The organism is Escherichia sp. WS2035 (genome assembly GCF_046487065.1).
GTDB classification, from domain to species: domain Bacteria; phylum Pseudomonadota; class Gammaproteobacteria; order Enterobacterales; family Enterobacteriaceae; genus Escherichia; species Escherichia coli.
Map to the genome: position 1 here is coordinate 1 of NZ_JBJQKD010000064.1, position 517 is coordinate 517.

1 protein-coding gene is annotated in these 517 nt (G+C 36.8%); it reads right to left on the reverse strand.

Going from position 1 to position 517, the window contains the following annotated elements; translation table 11 throughout:
- Positions 1–222 precede the first annotated feature (222 nt).
- The coding region (locus ACJHX4_RS26790; RefSeq protein WP_104774184.1) for a hypothetical protein at positions 223–517 on the reverse strand (295 nt) is incomplete at its 5' end.

Sequence of the window (517 nt, forward strand, 5' to 3'; positions counted from 1 at the left end):
TTCATTTCAATTATCTCCATTATTGTATCATCATTTTAATATATATTTTTAATATTTAAAAACCGGACTAAAGGCAGCCTCAACACTCCACACTACGGAAGCCAGACTTTTACTCTACACAAAATAAATATATCTTCTCAGTGAGGACGTGAACGCCTGTCTGAAATTATGTGAATACAACCTCCCCAGAATACAAACAGGCAGGGGCACTGGAGTAACCGATCACAATACTTCTGCCTTTTTATATTTTACCGATAATCTCCGTTTAATATAGTTCTTACCGATTTCATAATCGGGGTTCCATGTAGATAAATTATGAACACCTATTGCTACTGCACTCGCCACTCCCAGAATTACGGTTGGTGACCATAAAGAACCAGCTAAAGCTGTACTCCTGTACTCAGTATATACACGACAACTTAATTTCGTTTTCTCTATTTCATGCTCCACTCTTTTTACCGTTTCACTAACATCGGAAACATTTTCGATCACAAAACTCTTACGTTCATAAATAAGC